The sequence below is a fragment of the Pedobacter terrae genome (assembly GCF_036946585.1).
Classification (GTDB): Bacteria; Bacteroidota; Bacteroidia; order Sphingobacteriales; family Sphingobacteriaceae; genus Pedobacter; species Pedobacter terrae_C.
Map to the genome: position 1 here is coordinate 23,069 of NZ_JAQIIV010000015.1, position 20,846 is coordinate 43,914.

Below are 20,846 nucleotides of genomic sequence, written 5' to 3' on the forward strand. Positions count from 1 at the left end.
TAATAAACAAACCCTTTCCACACACGGTTTGTGTATTGGAAACAGTAAGTTTATGTAAAATTGGTTTAATCATTTCTCGCGTATCAAAACGGCTTTAACTCTATTGAGGTGCAAAGGTTTAAATAAAAATCGAGTTACGCAATAATATTGTATTTTTTTTATGTTAAGCTTTCGGTTTTATTGGATTATTCTGACTGAATCAGGATTTATATGACCTCAAAATAATCTGTCACTTAACGTTGAGGTTATCGTTTCGATGGTCAATTCAACTTTTGTTAAAAAAGACGCTATTTTTTAACATCTGCTTAACATCATTTAACATTTTCAAATATTGTTTAAATCCAATATTTACATGCCTGTAGCGAATACCATCTGATTATCGTTTTATGGGTACTCCTTAATTATTAAATCAATTTTAACTATATGAATAATTTCAACCCATTTCATTTCAAACCGATCGCTCTATTTGTACTAATTGCTTTTACAGCATTAAGTTCATGCAAAAAAACCGAAACTGTAGATCCTACCATATCGTATTTAAGGGTAATCAATGCATCGCCATCTTTGGCAACTTATAATGCTTACTTCAATGGTAATATGGTAAACTCGGCAGCTTTGCCATTTGGAGGTGCTATTAGTTATCTTTCATATCCCGCTGGCACTTACAGTTTAAAATTTACAACAGCCAGCAGTACAGAAAGCTTATTGACCAAAAACATTACTTTGAATGCAAGTACCTATTACTCATCTTATTTAATTAATAAACCTGCTGCACTGGATGTTTATACGATTGGCGATGACCTTTCTATCCCGTCAACTGATAAAGCCTATGTACGTTTTATTAACTTATCGCCTGATGCCCCTGCACTAGACCTGGCAAAAACCAGCGCAACTACTTCTTTGGTTACCAATAAAGCCTTTAAAAATGCAAGTGCATTTGTTGCTGTAGATGCAGGAACTTATACATTGGATGCAAAAGAAACGTCATCGGGCATAGTTAAAGCTACTTCGGCAAGTACCAACTTTACAGCTGGTTACCATTATGATATAATTTGCGGAGGTTTGATAACACCTGCTAATGATACAGAACGACCATTGAGTTTGCAGGTTATGATGATCAAATAGGAAAATCGGCGTTACCATTTCATAAAAAAAGGCAATTTTCATATCGAAAATTGCCTTTTTTGTTTAGATAAAAGACATTAAAAAGAGCAGCATTTTCCTGTTAACCTGAACTTGATAATTATTTAAAAAAACTGTTTCATAAACGCCTTGACTAGACCAAATCGTCATGCTGAATTTATTTCAGCATCTTTTAGCAGGAAAGACCCTGAAATAAATTCAGGGTGACGTCCGCAGGTTGTTAAGTAACAGCTATTCTTGTCTATTTTCTAGTTACATCAGTAAATTTTACCTGAATGACATAAGTACCTTCTAATTTAAGTCTCCAAGACCACCTTGGGTTTACAGAGAAACCTGGTGATGATGGAAAGCCATCTATTGATTTTATAAAGGTACTCGGTATTCTGTAATACATTAAGAAACCCCAGTCGGTAGTCGGTGTAACATATTTTGTTAAAGGAAATGGTGCTACCTCAAAATCGCAGATCATAGCGGTATCAGTTTGAATAACCGGATTAAATTTCGCATAGTTTTCAAAAATTGGCCTATCTCCCCTTGCTATAATTTCCTTTGCTTTAGGATTAAAAACATTTCCATTTTTATCTACCATTTTCAGTATAGCTCTTGCACCTGAAGATGAAATTTTTGTACAGGTAATGATTGGGTTTTTCATTGGCGTTACCGCACCGGTAACATCATTAAAGCCATTTGCTACATTATCAGTAATTTCAAACAGGTCATCTATAGTTGGATCTACCACATTAATTGTTGCTAATTTCGGAAACAACTTGGTACCAGTACCATTAGTCATTTCTACATCATATACATATCTTCCCAGGGGCAAGAAACCAGATGCTTTGTTAAAGGTAAGCTGTCCGCTCAATTCATTAAACTCCATTGGTTTCTTTTTAACCACTTCCCTTTTCTTATTCAAAAGCTCGAGGGTTACATCTGTTTCAGGATCAAAATTGGCACCTGTTTTAAAAACAGTAATTTCATATTCCTTCGAAAACTCTGCAGGCGCCGGAGAACCATCTTCTTTTCTCAAATTGAGCAATTTATAGGTAAAAGGCGGTGTAGAACCATCTGCATTGATTCTATCTGATTGAAAAAGAGTTAAGCCTCTTTTTGCATAAATATTATTGTCTTTATATCGAATAGAATCACTCAGATAACCATTCTGTATTTTTTTACAGGCCACTACACTTAATAAGAATAATAAGCCTAAAATATATTTCATTTTCATAATTGCGATTAAATTAATTGCCCAAAGACTGTGCATTAAAAAATAACCTGTGGTATCCACTTAACACATGAACTATACCATTGGTTGTGACGATTCCTGACGTTTGACAATCCACAGCCTTATCTTTTTGTGAATCGGGAATAGTACTTTGATCCGCCTCCTGATCATCACGGGTTCCTATCACTTTGGTATATGTTACATAATCCACATAATTAAGGTACTGTGTATATTCATAAGAACGTCTCAATTTGATCAGGTATTGAACATTTGGAATAGCCCCCAATAAACTGTTGTAAAGCTTACCACTAACAGTCATCTGGTCTCTGTTGATCTTTCCTGCAAACAAATAAGTCTTTAGTGAATCATTCAGCTCCTGTGACGGAATATCTTTGATCCCAAAATCAAAATTTTCCTTCCCAAGTTGGAGAGATTTCTGATATTTCTTGGCCTTTACATACTCCGCTATGCCATAATTTGTAGTTGCAAAAAAGGTTACATTGCCATTTACCACATCTTTTAAACCTGCCCTGTCTATCACTTTCACTAAGGAATCGAAATTGCGGTTAGACTTTAAGTAATCGTAAGTACTTAAATTTACATTGGGATTACTAGGGCCGCCATCCCTTTTATAATCATTTTTTTTACAAGCCGTTAGCGCCAGTAATAGTAATGAAATATATACTAATATATTATTTTTCATATTTTTTAATCTATAATAAAAACAACTTATACTTTACCCAACCAATATGGTGTTTGTTTCAATAACGGATTGTTTCTAAACAATGCGGGATCTACAGGCCAATAAAAACCTTCTCGTCTGAACCTGCTTTCTGTAAGCCAATCCACAATAAGACCGTATCTTCTGGTTCTTAGCAAATCATAAAACAAATGTCCTTCCAGGTACATTTCTTTCCCACGCTCATAAGCATATTCATCCATTACCTGATCTACGGAGCTTCCAGAAGGAATCAATACCGGATTTGGATCATTTCTTTTCCTGAAATCATTAATGATACTGATGGCTGTTGATGCATCCTTTTTGTAAAGTGCAATCTCCGCCTTAAGTAGTTTCATATCACTCAATCTGAAAATGATAATGTTATTACTTAGGTAAGGGTCTAATTTTTGCCCAGGATTTCTGTACGTTACATTACTGTACTTTATACTCATTGGTTTATCCGGGTTGACAAGGTCAAAGCCCTTTTTATAACGGATATCAGTGGTTGTTTCGAAATGATTATTAAGATACAAAGGCGTGGTATAAAAACGTGGGTTGTTTCCATAACCTTTAATATAATTCTCATTTAAAAAATAAGAACCTATGGAACTATTAGAACCCTCCAATGTATTCTCGCTGATGTTAATTTCAAATATGCCTTCAGAAGAACGACCAATAAAAGTGTTTTTATAATTGGCAGTATCAACTAGCGAATAACCGCCTTTATTGATTAGGGTATTTATTGTGGTATCAGCATTATTTACATCCGTCAAATTTGGCGCATCCACTGAAACGTCAGACATGGTTGCTCTCCAAAGATACAAATGGGCTAAAAGGGCATATACTGAGCCTTTATTTGCCGTAACTTTGGCGTCGCCGGTACTGGTATAATTCCAGCTTAATAGGTTAATGGCTTTTTTACAGTCATTTTCAATCAATTTCATTACCTCTGATTTCGAACTTCTTGGCAATTGAGGCGCATTGATTGGATCGTCGTAAGCTTCTGTAACCAGCGGTACATCGCCCCATACCCTTACCATCATAAAGTAACTTAATGCGCGAAGAAAATAGGCCTGGCCAATCGCCGAATTCCGGAATTGTGCAGGATCGTCTTCACCAGACAACTGTGTATCGCTCATGGCATTAACTTTCTTTAAAATCAGATTAGACATGGCAATGCTTTTATAATACAAAGTATAATTTGCCAGCGTATTCAGATTGTATTGAAAGGTAAAATCTCCACCCTGAATTCCTTCTAAACCATCTCCTGAATATTGGATCGTAAAATAGTTTTTGGCGATCGCATCACCGTACATAAAATAACGATTGTTTTTATTGGTAATCGCACTACGCATCATGGCATAATTACCGGCGATGGCACTTCTTACATCCCTGGACGATTGCCAGAAGGTTTGCTCATAAGGTGCGTCTTTAGGTTCTTCATATAACAATTTTTTACAGGAACTTACGGTAACTGCTATGCCCAACGCGATAAGAACACCGATTTTTGTGATTATATTTTTCATTTATTAACGATATTAAAATTGAACTTGTACACCTAAAGTATATTTTCTTGGAATAGGATATCCGGTTCCATTATACTCTCCATATCCGCTAACAGCTTCGGCATCTGGTAATTTTTTTGATTGCTGAAACATATATACGTTATCAGCAACGGCGTATAATTTCAGTTGACTTAAGCCTAATTTTCTTACGACTTTAGGACTAAAATCATAACTAAGATTGATACTTCTGATCCTTGCATAACCACCTTTTTCTAGGAAAAAAGATTGTGCAGCTGTATAATAATATCGATAGGATCCCAAATCGAGTTTTGCATATTCAGCTTGATCTCCAGGGTTTCTCCAGATGTTCAGGCGACTTAGATCCGGTGAAGAAACACTGGCAAAATTATATACTGCATTCGCATCAGTTGAGTTTGTAAAACGATCTGAATCAAATAGGTTGAGTACGTCACGTTTAAGTGTAAAGTTTACAAAAATACTTAAGCTAAAGTTTTTGTAAGAAAAGTTATTGGTCCAACCACCGGTAAAACGTGGATTGGGATCGCCGATTGGTGCTTTATCCGGGTTGATACCATCATTAAAAACATCAATAAAATAATCTCCATCCAAATCTGCCAAATAAAAATCACCTGCACTATACGTTCCGTTACTATTTCTATACCTTTCTCCGGTATAAGGGTTCTGAGGAATATCTGCCGAAGTAGAAAATACGCCTTTTGTTCGATATAAATAGAAGGCATTTAGTGGACTACCAACAGAAAGTACGTGGTTTTTATCAAAACGATCCCCACTTAAAATAATATCACGGCCACCATTCGGCAAACTCATGATCTGATTTTTATTGTAAGAGATATTAAAAGAGCTATTCCACTTAAATTCCTTACGGATTGGATTAGCAGTTAGAACCAACTCCAAACCTGCATTACGAACCGCAAATGCATTTGTAAAGGCATTGTCATAGCCTGATGTAACCGGCAAATCAACATTAAAAAGTTTTTCTCTTACTTCTTTGTTATATACATCGAATGAAATGGCATATCTACCATTATCGATTTCCAGATCGGTACCAATATTCCATTGGATCGATTTCTCCCAGCTTAAATCTTTTTGTGCCACACCGTTTCTAAAGTTTGGTGTAATTGCGGTTACACCGTTATATGATGTTGCTCCAGAATTCCCACTAAAATAACCATTGTTAACCTGATAGGTATTATATTGCACATAAGCATTTCTTTTATCCTCATTTCCTGTCACGCCATAACTTCCCCTTATTTTAATGAGTGTAAAAGGGTTATTGGTTAAGTTTTTCATAAAGTTTTCTTCTGAAAGAAGCCAGCCTGCTGAAATGGACGGGAATACGCCATATTTGTTATTTTCACCAAAACCAGATGAACCATCCGTTCTGATTGTTCCTGATAAAAGATATTTGCCGTCATAGTCATAATTGAAGCGGCCGTAATATGCGATTAGGCCATGGGCAATGTAATTTGAATAGGCAAAAATATTCTGTTGTTTAAACCCTGTAACCGTTTGAATATTGTCTGAAGCGCCTCCATAGCCAGATGCCTGGGTAGATTGAAACAAACTATACTCGATATCCTGACCCGCTACTGCACTAAAAGAATGTTTTTTAATAGAACCATTATAAGCCAGATAGTTTGATGTCCTTAAACCTATAGCGCTAGAAGAGAAACTGGAAGAGCTGTTGCCAAAACCATTGTTTAACAAATTACTCATGCTCACATCCCTGCGCGTATTATCATTAGTATAGGAAGATTGAGAATTTAAGGTAAAATGTTTATTAAATTCATAAGCCAAGTTGAGGTTAGCTCCAAACTGGTTAGACACATTTCTATTTAAATTTTCACCATCTTTACTTACAAAATAATCCAATTTTTCGGGAGATATATTAAATAACGAGGAGGGCAAATTCCCTGAACCAACTTTTGTAGGCTTAGATGGATCGTTTGGATCTTCATTACCTCTACCTCTGCTAGAACTTGAATAATAAAATATGGGGTTGATCATTAACTTTTTATTCATCGCCCTTGAGGTAAGGTTTAAGCGTGTGGTATAACGTTTAAAGCCTGTTCCTTTTATAATACCATCTTCATCATAATAACCTCCGCTGAAACGATAAGTTGTTCCATTATCAGTACCGCCGCTTATACTCAGGTTATTATCATTGATTTTACCCGTCTGATAAAATAAATCCTGCCAATCGGTATGTCCATTAAAAGCTGGATTTAAACTGTCTGTAAGGATGTAAGGCAATTGTACACGCTGGTCGTAACTCAGCTGTCTTTGAAGTACTTCCATTTTTTGTCTACGCTCGGTAGTACCCATGGTAGCCTGCCTTAAGTTAGGACGTTGCACCATACCATAATAAGAGTTAAAGCTTACTCTTGTATCGCCACCTACACCTTTTTTGGTTGTAATTAAAATCACACCGTTAGCAGCTCTTGAACCATAAATAGCCGCTGCAGAAGCATCTTTTAATACATCAATAGATTCGATATCATTCGGATTAAGGCCGGCCATGTAGTTAGTTCCCGTACCTGTACCTGGCGGTACATAATCATCAGATGACTGAGGAACACCATCTACTACATAAAGCGGCGATCTTATCACATTAAACTGATCGTACCCTGTACTACCTGTAGAGTTACCCCTAACAGATACTGTTGGTGCCACACCTGGCTGACCGGTAAAGTTTTGAACGTTTACACCTGATAAACGGCCCTGCAACAACTGATCAAAACTTGCAGCTGGTAAGTTGGCCAGTTCTTTACCGGAAATACTGGAAATTGCTGCCGTAGTTTTCTTTCTGGTAATTTTCTGATAACCGATAGTAACCACTTCACTTAGCGTATTATTATCTTCTTCCAAAGAAAAGTTTACTGTGCCACTTGCCGAAGCCGTTTTCTCTACCGAGCGATAGCCTACAATTCTGGCAGTAATAACTGAACCCTCTTTTTGAACTGTTAAGGCGAACTTTCCCTCAGCGTTGGTAGCCGTACCATTTTTTGTACCCTTTTCAATGATTGAAACCCCTGGTATCGGTTTGTTGCTTTGATCTACAACTGTTCCCTTAATGGTTTTCTGAGCAAAGGCCAGCCAAGGAATGAGTAGATAAAATAATGTTGCCATTAAAAATTTCACATAGCAATGTTGTTTTGTAGAATTTTTTTCCATTGATGGTTAGTTAGTTAATTAGTTATGTTTGACTTTAATCTAAAGTATCAACATTTTTACCTGGCGGCTACCTAATTTTTAGCTAACTAAAACCATATTTTAACTCAAAAATTTAACATTAATTAACATTTGATTTTTTAGCACTTTGTTTTAACAACATAAAATATGCCCTCTAAACAAATGAAGGCACATTTTTCTTGAAATTAGTCTTATTTCAAGTCATTTTAAGAATACATAAAGCTAATTAATTAGCAATCAGATTTTAATAGGAGATTCAGGAAAAAATCTTCAGATAGTGATAGCTAAAACGATAAACTAATATTTTAGTACATCATACTTTGCCGGGATAAGAAAGCTTAGACACCTGCCGATATTCTCTAATTTAGAATAATTCAAAATAATTTGGATTATAGAAGATTCTACCGTTATTTTGCAGCTGTTTAGATTTAATCCAAATAAATACTGTAATGTCTCAAATCAAACTATCTAGTTTTACTTTATTATTCACTTTTGTCACTTTACTTTGCTTTGCCCAACAGCCTGCAACCATTAAGGGTACGGTTAACACTTCCGATGGAAAACCGGCAGCTTATATTACAATAGGTTTGAAGGGAAAAGGCCTTGGAAACGTAACCAATGATAAAGGTATCTTCGAAATACAAAGGGTTAAACCCGGTTCCTATGTCCTACGCGCATCAGGCGTTGGCATTCAGAGTATAGAAAAATCAGTTACCATCAATGCAGGTGAAAACAAAACGGTTGATTTTACGATCAGCCAGAATTCAAACCAGCTCAACGAGGTAAATATTAATAAAGGTAAAGCCAATAAATATGGCGCCCCAAACAGTGATTATGTAGCTAAAATGCTGATCAGCAACCTCGAAAATCCTCAGGTTTATACCACAATAACCAAAGAAACATTTAATGATCAATTGATATTTTCGGTTGATGATGCTACCCGTAACGCAGTTGGTATTCAGAAAATGTGGGAATCCACCGGACGTGGTGGAGATGGAGGCGCATATTATGCATCGAGGGGCTTTATTGTACAATCGAAGTTGAGAAACGGAATTGCAGGTAATGTAACCAGCCGTAACGATGCAGCCAATATAGAAAGCGTTGAAGTTATTAAAGGCCCATCGGCCACTTTATTTGGCAGCACCTTAACTTCTTATGGAGGTTTAATTAACCGCATCACTAAAAAACCTTTCGAAGGTCTGGGCGGAGAGGTAACTTATTCCGCAGGCAGCTATGATTTAAACAGGGTGAGTACCGATTTTAATTTCCCTGTTGATAAGGTCAGCCACATTTATGCCCGTATCAACGCATCTTATAATTATAAAGGCTCTTTTCAGCAAAATGTATTTGACAGGGGTTTCTTTGTAGCCCCAAGTTTAGCCTATAAAGTAAATGATAAGTTGGATTTCACTTTTGATGCTGAAATAGCAAATGGTAGCAACACATTAAAACCATTTGTTTTCTTCTATTTTCCTGTGAAAGACCTTGGTTTTGATCGGGCAGATCAGGCAGGAATACCTTACGATAAATCGTTTACAGGTGGTGTGATGAAGCAAAAATACAACAGTACAACTTTCTTTGGCCAGGCCAATTATAAATTTAACAAAAACTGGTCATCACACACCAGCTTTTCATCCAGCTATAGTTTTTCTAATGGCCGCGGCACTTATCTATTCTTAGTTCCAAATAACTATCCGCCACTGGGAAATCCAACTGCGGCACCAGGTGCCGACTTCATTTCAAGGGCAGATCAATCAACTGATAACAGTAAGCTTTTTAATTACGAAGTACAACAAAATTTTAATGGGACCTTCAACCTGGGTTCCATCAAAAACCGACTCGTTTTAGGGTTGGATTATCTGCGTCAAAACTCCGATCAATTGTTTTATTCGATAGATAGCTTCGATTTAACAAATAAAAATGGAACAGGCGCCAACTATAACAATTTTACAGAAACCAATTTGGCTGCCTTTTATGCGGCAATCCCTAATGTGCCAAAATATCCCTATAACTTTAAAACCAATACCTATAGTGCCTATGCTTCTGATGTAATTAACCTAACCGACAGATTAATTGCTTTAGCGGCCATTAGAGTAGACCGTTTTGATAACAAAGGTAATTCCGATCGTGCAGGTTCGGTACCTCAAGGAGCATATAAACAAACTGTTTTCTCACCAAAATTTGGTTTGGTATTTCAGCCTATTAAAGACCAATTATCATTGTTTGCCAATTATCAAAACGGCTTTAACAATCTTAATGGTATAGATTATAAAGGTGAAGCATTTAAGCCAGAGCAAGCCAATCAAATAGAAGGCGGCGTTAAGAGTAATCTGTTCGATGGAAAATTAACCGGGTCGGTATCTTATTACTATATTAAAGTGAAAGATATTGTAAGGGGTTACAATGGAGATCCATCTAATCCAAATGCTCAGATTCAGGATGGAAACAAAATTAGCAAAGGTATAGAAACTGAAATTATAGCTAATCCTTTAAATGGTTTAAACATTATTGCAGGTTTTGCTTATAATGACAACCACTTACAAAACGCATCTCCGGATGTTGAAGGAAGACGCGATGCCTATTCAGCGGCTCCTTATTCGGCAAACTTATGGATTAGTTATAAGTTCGCTGCAGGTTCGTTAAGAGGCTTTGGTTTAGGGGCCGGTGGTAATTATGCCAGTGATAACAAAATTGTAAACAGTGTAAGCCAGGGCGTATTTATCTTACCTGCCTACGAAGTTTTTAATGCTTCCGTATTCTACGATTATCCACGATTCAGGATCGGTGCAAAAGTTGACAACTTTACCAATCAAAAATATTGGACAGGTTACAGCACCATGAATCCACAGGATTTACGAACCTTTACCGGAAGTGTTACCTACAAATTCTAATAAAATCCGATATAATTATTTAAAATGAATAAAATCAAAACCATTGGCCTAACGTTCCTACTCGCCGTTTTAAGTTCGTTTTCATTTGCACAACAATTTGGTACAATAAAAGGTAAGGTGTCTACTTCAAACGGAAAACCCGCAGCTTTTATTTCAATCGGATTAAAAGGAAAAGGATTAGGCACTACTTCTGATGAAAATGGCTCCTATACAATTTACAGGGTCAAGGCAGGCACCTATACCATTAAAGCATCGGCTGTGGGTATCGATCCATCAGAAAAAAACATCACCATCACGACTGGTCAAACCCTTGTAGTTGACTTTACGTTAAAAGAAAATGATCAGGTACTGGAAGAGGTAATCGTAGCCGGCATCAACAAAAAGTATAAAGTAAGCTTGCCATCGGCAACACTACGGCTAAACGAGCCTTTGTTAGAAGCGCCTCAAAACATTCAAATTGTAAGCAACCAAATCATTAAAGATCAGCAGATTATTAGCATGAGTGATGGTTTGATCAGAAATGTGAGCGGCGCGGTCCGCTTAGAGCATTGGGGCGATTTATACACCAATATTTTAATGCGTGGTTCACAAATTCAGGCGATGCGCAATGGCTTTAATGTGGTTTCTTCATACTGGGGGCCGCTTACCGAAGATATGAGCTTTGTTGATCATATCGAATTTGTGAAAGGTCCGGCCGGATTTATGTTGGGCAATGGCGATCCGAGTGGAATGTACAATGTAGTAACCAAAAAACCTACCGGGTTAAATCAGGGTGAGGTCTCATTTACTGCAGGCAGTTTCGATATGTACCGTACGGCTATAGATTTCGACCATAAATTAACTGCCAATGGTAAATTTCTGTTTAGGTTAAATGCAGCAGCACAAAACAAAGGATCATTCAGACCTTATGAAAAAAACGACCGTTACAGTTTTGCACCTGTGTTAAGCTATCAAATCACGCCTAGTACAAAATTAACAGCAGAATATACTTTACAAAATGCAAAAATGACCGAAGTAGGCTCGTATTACATTTTTAATACTGCCGGATATGCCAGCTTACCCAGATCTTTTACTTTAACACAACCAGGTGTACAACCAACCAGAATTAACGACCATAGCGTAACCTTAAACCTTACCCAGCAATTGGGGCAAAACTGGAAAGTGACTGCACAGACCGCTTATTACAAATACTTGCAAACTGGAAACAGCTCTTGGCCAACAACTGTAAATACAAATGGTACGATTATCCGTAATGTGGCCATTTGGGATGCCGAAAGTTCGATGAAATTAGGCCAGTTATTTGTAAACGGAACGGTTAAAACCGGTGGAATTGTGCATCGCATTTTAGCAGGTTTTGATGGTGGCAAGAAAAATTACATGGCCGATTGGGGCCAATCGCATAATTTGGATCTTGCCAGTTCCCCATTTAATTTATACAATCCTAACTATGGCTTCCCATCAAACGGCTACCCTCAATTTGATCGCATCACCCCTTTATCGGAAAGAGCACTAGCCGCAGGTGGTTTAATGGATCAGAAATACCTGAGTGGATATGTTCAGGATGAGTTGGGTTTCTTTAATAACGTCGTTCGCTTAACCCTTGCCGGTCGTTATACCTATGTTAGCCAATCGGCATGGGGTGGTGCTCCTGACAAAGCCAAACATGTAACGCCAAGGGTTGGTTTAAGTGTATCGGTTGATAAAAACACATCTGTTTATGCGGTTTACGACGAAGCTTTTACACCTCAAACAGGTTTCTTCCGTGATGGTTCTACGGCCAAACCGATAACGGGCAATAATAAAGAGTTTGGCATTAAAAAAGACTGGTTTAATGGCCGCTGGAATACCACCCTATCGGTATACAGAATTACCAAACAAAATGAAATCACCGCCGATCCATATAACAAAGCCGGGGAAACCTACAGCATTGTAATTGGCGAAAAAAGAGCGCAAGGTATGGAATTTGATATACGTGGAGAGTTAGCTAAAGGATTAAATCTAATTGCAAACTATGCGTATACCGATGGTAAGGTAACCAAAGTGGCCGATGGTGTTACAGGCGTTTTTGTTGGTCAGGTGGTACCGGGTTTTTCTAAACACACCAGCAATGCCTGGTTAACCTATACCCTACAAAATGGCCTGCTTAAGGGTGCAGGAATTTCTGGTGGTTTTACTTATTTAGCCGGAAGAGCGGTAGGTACTTATAGCGGAGAAAATTCGAATGAAAACCTACCCGATTATTTTAAACTTGATGGTGGCCTGTTTTGGGGAAACAAAAAACTAAAAATAACAGCCAACGCATTTAACATTTTAGACAGGTATTTATATAGCGGCGCTTATTATACCAATTACTGGAATGCGCCAGATTATAATCAACCCGTTTACTCGTGGCAGGCCGAGGCACCAAGAAACTACCGTGTAAGTGTAGCTTATAAATTTTAATGATCCATCCCTGGCTACCGGATCAGATCAGCTGCCAGGGACTAAAAACCGAAAACATGAAAACTAAGATCTCATTATTGGCATTATTCCTTGTCTTTAGCATTTCGAATGTATTTGCACATGCCCTGTGGATAGAAACAGCGTTAACAGGCAAAAAAGGGCAGCCTATGGAAGTAAAAGTATTCTTTGGAGAATATGAAAGTAACGAACCAGATTCTGTGGCAAAATGGTTCAGCAACCTGAAAGAATTCAAAATGGTTTTAACGGCACCTAATGGCCAGACAAAGGTTTTAACAGCATCACCAGAGGTACTCTATTATAAGGCGCGTTTTACGCCAGACCAGGATGGAACGTACAAAATTTCTATTGTGCATGAAGTAGCTGATGTTTATGAAAAAGCAAAAATCGAGTATTATGCCTTTGCCGATGTTGCTGTTGGCACCTCAAAAATCAACGCCACTTTTCCGGCCGGAGCAGCTTTAACCATCAGACCAGCAAAACACGTTTTAAAAGTCGGGGAAACAGCAATTCACGAGGTGATTTATAATAAAACACCCTTTGCAAACCAAAAATTAACCGTTGTTGGTCCGGACAAGAAAGGCCAACCTACCCAAACCGATACACAAGGTAAATTTACCTTCAAACCAGCTGCAAAAGGAAATTACTTTCTTGAAGCCTTTACCGAAGATAAAACGCCCGGTAAACTGAACGGAAAGGATTACGAAAAAACGTGGCATCTGGTAACCTACACCACCCAAGTTCAATAAACAGATCAACTGAAATTTTTGAACCAATTGGCTGCCAAAAACTTCAATTGGTTCTTTCGTTAAAAAAAAACCTGATGTCGCTAACAAAACCTATACAGAAAACAAAGAAATCACGGATAAGAAGAATCAGTGATTGGTTGCACTTGTGGCTGGGTATAACATCAGGTCTTGTGATTTTTCATTTGGGTATAACAGGCTGTATCTTTGCCTTTCAGAAAGAGATTACCGAGTTTATCCATAAAGAAGCGTTTTTTGTTGACGTCCCAGCGAACAAAAAAACAATTCCCCTAAGCGCACTAAAAGGAATAGCCGAAAAAGCTTTAGGCGGCAATAAAAAGATAACCTTCATATCAAGCTATACACAAGACAATCGTGTATGGGAATTTGGCACTTACAAGGCTGGTAATCCTAAAGCATTTTGGTATTTCGATTCTATAGATTATTACGACATTGTACTGATTAACCCATACACGGGCCAGGTGACATTGATATCGGATTATAAATACGAATTTTTCAGCGTCATTAAAATGCTGCACTGGAGTTTTCTCATCAACCACCCCATAGGGCAGCAGTTTATCGGCTGGAGTACCATCATTTTTGTGTTTCTGTTAATCTCTGGTATGGTGATGTGGTGGCCCAAAAACCTCAAGAAATCAAACTTCGATAAAAGTTTTAAAATCAAATGGAAGGCCAAATTTAAACGCATCAACTATGATCTGCACAATGTACTTGGTTTTTATGTCATGATCATTTGCTTCATGCTGGCGCTAACCGGTCTGGTTTGGGCCTTTCAGTGGTTTCAGACTACCGTTTATGTAGTGGCATCTCGCAGTGTGTCACCTCCAAAACAAGTTGTAGCTCAATCAGATTCGACTAAAACCATTAAAGCCATTCCGTTTGATGTTGCTTTTGAAACGGCGCAAAAGCTATTTAAAAATGCAGAACGCATTGGGATGTCGCCGGCCGAAGGTGGTACGGCAGCCATTTATGCAACTGGCTATAAAGGCAAAGAAACCTATTGGAATTTTGATGTTTTGCTTTTCGATCAGTATACCGGTAAATTGCTGGCCCGTAAAAACCAAAGCGATAAAAACGCAGGTGAGGCACTTATCGGTATGAATTACGACATTCACGTTGGCGCCATTTTGGGCCTTCCCGGGAAAATAATGGCATTTTTTGCCAGTTTAATCGCAGCAAGTTTGCCTATAACCGGATTTATCATTTGGTGGGGCAAAAAGAAAAAGAAGAAAAATTCCGTAACTATATAAAAATTACCACAACCTCATAAATCACAGAGATTTATAAGCATCATCAATCACTATGATGTTGAATTCATTCAATCCAACAAGACCCTGAAATAAATTCAGGGTGACGATCACCCTTCCCCGGTTTTATTTTGCTAAATTCCGGCATGAAAAGATTCGGTTTCTTCATATTCCTGTTTTGCGCCGTTAACAGCTTTGCACAGGATTCTACTTATACCAGAGGGATCATTAATACGCTCACCACAAAAGCATTCTGGGGCAGGGGCTATACCAGAAATGGGATGGAGAAAGCGGCTGATTATATTGCCGATACCTATCAGAAAATTGGTTTATTGCCATTGGGCACAACATATAAACAAAGCTTTGATTTTCCTGTAAATACTTTCCCGGGCAAAATGATGGTAAGCATTGACGGCAAAAAATTGATTCCTGGTAAAGATTTCATTGTAAATAATGAGAGTCCGGGTACTAAACAGGTATCAAAACTCACTTCCGTGGATAGTCTTACCTATCGAGCTACATCATCACTACAAGTTTTACTTAAAGATAAATTGACATGGTCTGTAGCGACCGAAGTTGGAAAGATAACCACCATACAGCTCAATAAAAAAAGTTTCGCTGCCATCCCAAAAGAAATCAGCGTTGATATTGAAAACAAGTTTATCCCCAATTTTAAGGCAGCCAATATTTGTGGTTGGGTTAAAGGAACTAAATACCCCGATTCATTGTTAATCATTACCGCACATTACGATCATCTGGGTGGTATGGGTGCCGATACCTATTTCCCAGGCGCAAACGATAATGCAGCTGGTGTGGCCACTTTAATGAGTCTCGCCAAATACTACGCTGCGAACCCCCAGCCCTATTCCATTGGTTTTATCTGTTTTGCAGCGGAAGAAGCCGGATTATTAGGATCAGCGTATTTTGTAGAAAATCCGTTGGTTCCTTTAAGTAAAATTAAATTCCTACTCAACCTTGATTTGGTTGGAACAGGTGAAGCCGGAATGACAGTGGTGAATGCTTCTGTGTACCCAAAAGCCTTCGCACAACTTAATGAAATTAATAATGAACATCATTATATTTCCAAAATCAATTCGAGGGGCAAAGCAGCCAATAGCGATCATTATTTCTTTACCGAAAAAGGTGTTCCTGCATTCTTCATTTACACTCAGGGCGGTCCTTCTGCCTATCATGATATATTTGATAAACCCGAAACCCTACCACTTACCAGCTACAAGGATCTGTTTAAACTAATTGTTGGTTTTAATCAGAAGTTGATGGAATAGCATCATTTTCGGTACGAAAATCCTAAATCCCTATTCAAACACGTTATTTGGACACGCAATAGTTAAAAGTCCCCTATCACCGATTGGGATAATATTATAGGCCTTTGGGATAATTAAATTGAGCAGTAAAGCTTGTATACTCATCTTTGAATCAACAAAAACGAACAAAATTATGAGAACTATACAAAAACTTAGCCTTGCATTATTACTGCTAGTGGCATTAACCATTAAATTGAATGCCCAAAATCAAATCGAAATTGTGATTGTAGGCTCCGCCCACGACAATTCAAAATCGAACATCAATTTTCAGGCCATCATTGATAAACTTAAAAATTTTAAACCCGATATGGTTTTTGGCGAATACCTTCCACAGGATGATTATGCTAAATTGGAAGAAAGTAACTGGGCCAAAAAACTGTTTAAAAAAGAACGTGACTACCTGCAAAAACTAAACCCTGAATCTCCTCAAAATATGGAGGCACAAATTAAAAAAGACCAGCGGGCACTCACTAAATTTGCCTACTATCATAAAACAAGAATGAATTTAGCGGTTAATTATGCAAAAAACTGGGATAGAGGAAATGCTGATTATCAAATTTTTGTGCTGGAGAACTACATGAAACAGAGTTTTGGCAAAGAAGAACTGGCAACCTATACAAAGATGTTTGGTGGAATAGATTCGTTAAAAAAGATAGGTTTCTATAGACCAGGAAGCGAATACAGCAAAATTTATTTCCCGCTCATTTATCAATTAAAACAAGATCGCATTTATAATATGGATTGCCAAACCTATGATAAACCCTGGGGTGAGGCCTGGAATAAAACAGACTCTTTATACAAGATTTTGATCAGCAAAGCAAAAGCCGACAGCAGCTCGCAGGAAGGCGCTACAGTTAAGGCAATAGAAAAATACTGGTCTTATGGTAAGGATGAAGCAAAGGTATTTAATGCTGACCCCTATGCAGGCATGAATACGGTAAAATATGGGGCACTGGACGAAGCCTGGAACTTTTATGGCGGACCCCACTTTTATGGATATGCAGGTTTCCCAACTGAAACGGTAAGGGAAATGATTGCACAGTGGTCCTTGAGAAACGAAGAGATGTGTAAAAATATTATTGAGCAGGCAAAGGCGCAAAAAGCAAAAAGGGTTGTGGTAGGTGTTGGAGCATCACACCGAAAGTGGATGGAAGAAATTTTAGCTAAAAACCCGGATGTAAAAATAATTAATTATAACGATCTGCACTAGATTAATAATGAGCTCTATCAGCCCCATTGCTTGGCAAAGGGGCTTTTTTGTTTTTAAATTTGTAATTTTTTAGTTGCTATTTGCAAATGCAGGCAAATCAGCCTACTTTTAAACTAAAATATTAGTTAAATGTCTTTATATGCAACATATAGAAGAATTTGGTGTCTGCTTTTTAAACAAACCACTGATTCATCACATTTTTAGTCCATTTCGTCACATTTATCAATTCCATAAAAAAATACCCAATAATTTAGGTTCCTTATTTAAGCCATACATGAAAAAACTATTACTTTTTATCGCCTTTAGCCTAACTATCTTTAGCCTGTTTGCACAAAAAAATGGAAGCATTACCGGAATATTGGCCGATAGCGCTAATCGAAAAACCACTTTAAATTATGCTACTGTTTCGGTTTATAAAGTTGGCGACAGTGCATTAACTACTTATAAACTATCAGATGATAAAGGCGTTTTTAAAATCAATGGTCTGCCGGTGGGTATTAAATATCGCCTGGTGGTAACCGCATGGCAATATGGAACTTTCAGAAAAGAAGTAGAACTAAGCACAGCCAATCCGATATTAAATCTGGGCACACTTTACCTTTCCGCAAAAGCAAATGATTTAAATGAGGTAGTTATATCAGCAGAACGGCCACCCGTAATTGTGCGTAAAGACACCATTGAATTTAACGCAGAATCTTTTAAAACCCTGCCATCTGCGGTGGTGGAAGATCTGTTGAAAAAACTTCCGGGTGTGTCCATTGCAACCGATGGTTCTATACAGGTTAACGGCAAAACAGTGAGTAAAATTTTAGTTGATGGCAAAGAGTTTTTTGGTGGTGACCAGCAGATTGCAACCAAAAACCTGCCAGCAAATATTATAGATAAGGTACAGGTGGTGGATGATAAGCAGGCTAAAAGACGTGCCCCTGATTTAACTGCAGCAGAAATCCCGCAGATTATCAATTTAAAGTTAAAGAAAGCCATTAAAAAAGGTGCCTTCGGTAAACTTTACGCCGGAGGAGGCTTAAAAGATCTATACCAGGCTGGTGGATTAATGAACTTCTTTAGAGATACTACTCAGGTAAGTGTATTGGCTTATGGAAACAATATCAATCAGCCGGGTTTTAACCCCAATGATGTGCAGCGGATAGGTGGATTTAACAGAAGTGGTGTCAACTCAATGATGATGAGTTCGAGCGGTTATTTCGAGTTTAACGGCATCAATTTCGGAGGAAGTTATAACGGTGTTCAAACATCATCTGGCGGTGGTTTTAACTTTAACACGATCAATAAAAAAGGGATCAAATTTAATACGCAATATTTCTTCGGAAAGTCTAATAACCTGTTAGAAAAACTTTCCAACACCAACCAAACCCTTGGTACGGATCGTTTAATTACCAACGCCAATGAAAATACCACCTCTATTATTCTAAAGCATAACATCGGAGGAAAATTAGACTGGCAGATCGATTCTTTAACACAGCTCACCATTGAACCCGCAATTGTATTAAATTCCAATAATTCGATAAGTAAAGTGTCTTCAAACAACAGCAATGCCAATAACCAGTTGATCAATACGCTCGAAAATTTGAATGATAGAAACAGTTCCAGCAATAAATATCAGCTTCGCGCCGATTTTAATAAGGATTTTAAGAAAGCCGGAAGATCTTTTAATATTGGCGCCGATATTTCTGCCAGCCCAAATCCCGTAAACAATTATAACAAAAGCACCAGTATTTTTTACCTCACGCCATCAACTTCAGAACTTGATCAGTTAAGGCAAAATAATGTAGATAACTTCAGGTCTTACCTCTATGCCAACTATTCTGAACCGATCAGCAAAAAACTGAAATTTAAAGCCGATATCAATGGAAATATAATCAATAGCGAAAATGCATTAAGTACATTTTACCATAATCCGGCTAACCAACTTTATGATATTGTGGTACCAAATTTATCACAAACTGTTAAACAGAATGGATTTAAAACCAATACAAACATCAGTCTCGGGTATAAAGCAACTAAAGACCTCTACCTCCAACCAGGTTTAGTGCACAATTATATTTCGTTGAATAACCGTTTCACAACTAAAGAAGATATTGATCAACGTTATCATTTTATGTGGCCAACATTTCAATTGACTTATAAAATATTCCGTTTTAATTATACGGCCAGTTTTACAGAGCCAAACGTGAGTTACCTCCAGCCGGTAGCTGATAATACCAATGCACTTTATATCAGAAATGGAAATCCTAATTTATTGCCAGCCCGTATGCAGAGTTTAAGCATGAATATGTATAAATATGATCCTAAAAACCTTATTAATTATAATTTATACGGCTATGGCAATTTCACCAAAAATGGTATCGTTAATAGCATCACCATCAATAATGGTGTTCAGACCATTAATCCAATTAACATGAGCGGCCTCTACAACTTTCAGGGCGGTGCTAATGTTTCGAAAGATTTCAGGAAAGACAAAACAAGCTTAAAGGTTGGGATAGGCTTTTGGGCCAATTTCGATCATACACCTGTTATTGTCAACAATATCCGCAGCAATGCTGATGTTTTTTATGTTGGACCAAATGGGAGCATTAGATTAAACTTAAACGATAAAGTAGAAATCAATCAATCGTATTCCATCAATTTAAACCGCAGCAAGTACGATGACAGTTTTTACACCAACATTAGCTACAATACCCATCAAAGCACTTCCGAACTGATTATCCGTTATCCTAAAAAACTGGTTTTCGAAACGAGTTATGCTTTAACTATAAACGACCAAAAAATTGCTGGTTTTAACAATAACATTAAATTCTGGAATGCCGCGCTTACTTATCTATTTATGAAAAATGACCGGGCTCAGTTAAAATTTTCGGTGAACGATATTTTACAGAGCAACGTACGCAGGAACATCCAGATTATAGGCAATAGCGTTATTGATGCGCAAAGCAATAACTTGGGCAGATACGGCATGCTTACACTTACTTACAATATCCAGAACTTTGGTCAAAAAGTGGGAGGAAGACAAACATTTTTTAACTTTTAACTGCTTTTTCTGAATGTAGTGAAGGATTCCTTGCTGTTTCCAAAAGATTCTTCACTGCGTTCAGAATGACAG

General features: G+C 37.6%; 12 protein-coding genes. 8 read left to right on the forward strand and 4 right to left on the reverse strand.

Annotation, left to right across the window (positions count from 1 at the left end; all coding sequences use genetic code 11):
- The first annotated feature begins 423 nt into the window (after nt 1-423).
- Nucleotides 424-1,125, forward strand: coding sequence for a DUF4397 domain-containing protein (locus PGN18_RS17120; RefSeq protein WP_335320822.1), 702 nt, complete (start codon nt 424-426; stop codon nt 1,123-1,125).
- 259 nt (nt 1,126-1,384) lie between these two features.
- Here PGN18_RS17120 and PGN18_RS17125 read toward each other — a convergent pair whose 3' ends face one another.
- Genes PGN18_RS17125 through PGN18_RS17140 form a run of 4 tightly spaced genes read right to left on the reverse strand, consistent with a single transcriptional unit; the run spans nt 1,385 to nt 7,807 of the window.
- Nucleotides 1,385-2,368, reverse strand: coding sequence for a DUF5007 domain-containing protein (locus tag PGN18_RS17125; protein WP_335320823.1), 984 nt, complete (start codon nt 2,366-2,368; stop codon nt 1,385-1,387).
- A gap of 13 nt (nt 2,369-2,381) precedes the next feature.
- Nucleotides 2,382-3,068 carry a hypothetical protein gene (locus PGN18_RS17130; RefSeq protein ID WP_335320824.1) on the reverse strand — a complete coding sequence of 229 codons (687 nt, stop codon included), beginning with the start codon at nt 3,066-3,068 and terminating at the stop codon, nt 2,382-2,384.
- 26 nt (nt 3,069-3,094) lie between these two features.
- Entirely contained in the window at nt 3,095-4,612 is a 1,518-nt protein-coding gene (locus PGN18_RS17135) for a RagB/SusD family nutrient uptake outer membrane protein (protein ID WP_335320825.1), read from the reverse strand.
- A 12-nt stretch (nt 4,613-4,624) separates the two neighbouring features.
- Complete coding sequence (locus PGN18_RS17140) at nt 4,625-7,807, reverse strand: SusC/RagA family TonB-linked outer membrane protein (protein ID WP_335320826.1); 3,183 nt, start codon at nt 7,805-7,807, stop codon at nt 4,625-4,627.
- 467 nt (nt 7,808-8,274) lie between these two features.
- Between PGN18_RS17140 and PGN18_RS17145 the strand changes: the two genes are divergently transcribed.
- From PGN18_RS17145 to PGN18_RS17175, 7 genes are all read left to right on the forward strand, one after another.
- Nucleotides 8,275-10,716 carry a TonB-dependent receptor gene (locus PGN18_RS17145; RefSeq protein WP_335320827.1) on the forward strand — a complete coding sequence of 814 codons (2,442 nt, stop codon included), beginning with the start codon at nt 8,275-8,277 and terminating at the stop codon, nt 10,714-10,716.
- Between the two features lie 24 nt (nt 10,717-10,740).
- Entirely contained in the window at nt 10,741-13,158 is a 2,418-nt protein-coding gene (locus tag PGN18_RS17150) for a TonB-dependent receptor (RefSeq protein WP_335320828.1), read from the forward strand.
- A gap of 56 nt (nt 13,159-13,214) precedes the next feature.
- On the forward strand, nt 13,215-13,925 hold the full coding sequence (locus tag PGN18_RS17155; RefSeq protein WP_335320829.1) for a DUF4198 domain-containing protein: 711 nt from the start codon (nt 13,215-13,217) through the stop codon (nt 13,923-13,925).
- Nucleotides 13,926-13,999: 74 nt separating this feature from the next.
- Nucleotides 14,000-15,193 (forward strand): PepSY-associated TM helix domain-containing protein, encoded by a 1,194-nt coding sequence (locus tag PGN18_RS17160; protein WP_335320830.1) that lies wholly within the window; start codon nt 14,000-14,002, stop codon nt 15,191-15,193.
- A 143-nt stretch (nt 15,194-15,336) separates the two neighbouring features.
- Entirely contained in the window at nt 15,337-16,476 is a 1,140-nt protein-coding gene (locus PGN18_RS17165) for a M28 family metallopeptidase (RefSeq protein WP_335320831.1), read from the forward strand.
- Nucleotides 16,477-16,648: 172 nt separating this feature from the next.
- Nucleotides 16,649-17,725, forward strand: coding sequence for a DUF5694 domain-containing protein (locus PGN18_RS17170; RefSeq protein ID WP_335320832.1), 1,077 nt, complete (start codon nt 16,649-16,651; stop codon nt 17,723-17,725).
- A 274-nt stretch (nt 17,726-17,999) separates the two neighbouring features.
- Nucleotides 18,000-20,774 (forward strand): outer membrane beta-barrel protein, encoded by a 2,775-nt coding sequence (locus PGN18_RS17175; protein WP_335320833.1) that lies wholly within the window; start codon nt 18,000-18,002, stop codon nt 20,772-20,774.
- The last annotated feature ends 72 nt before the right edge of the window (nt 20,775-20,846 follow it).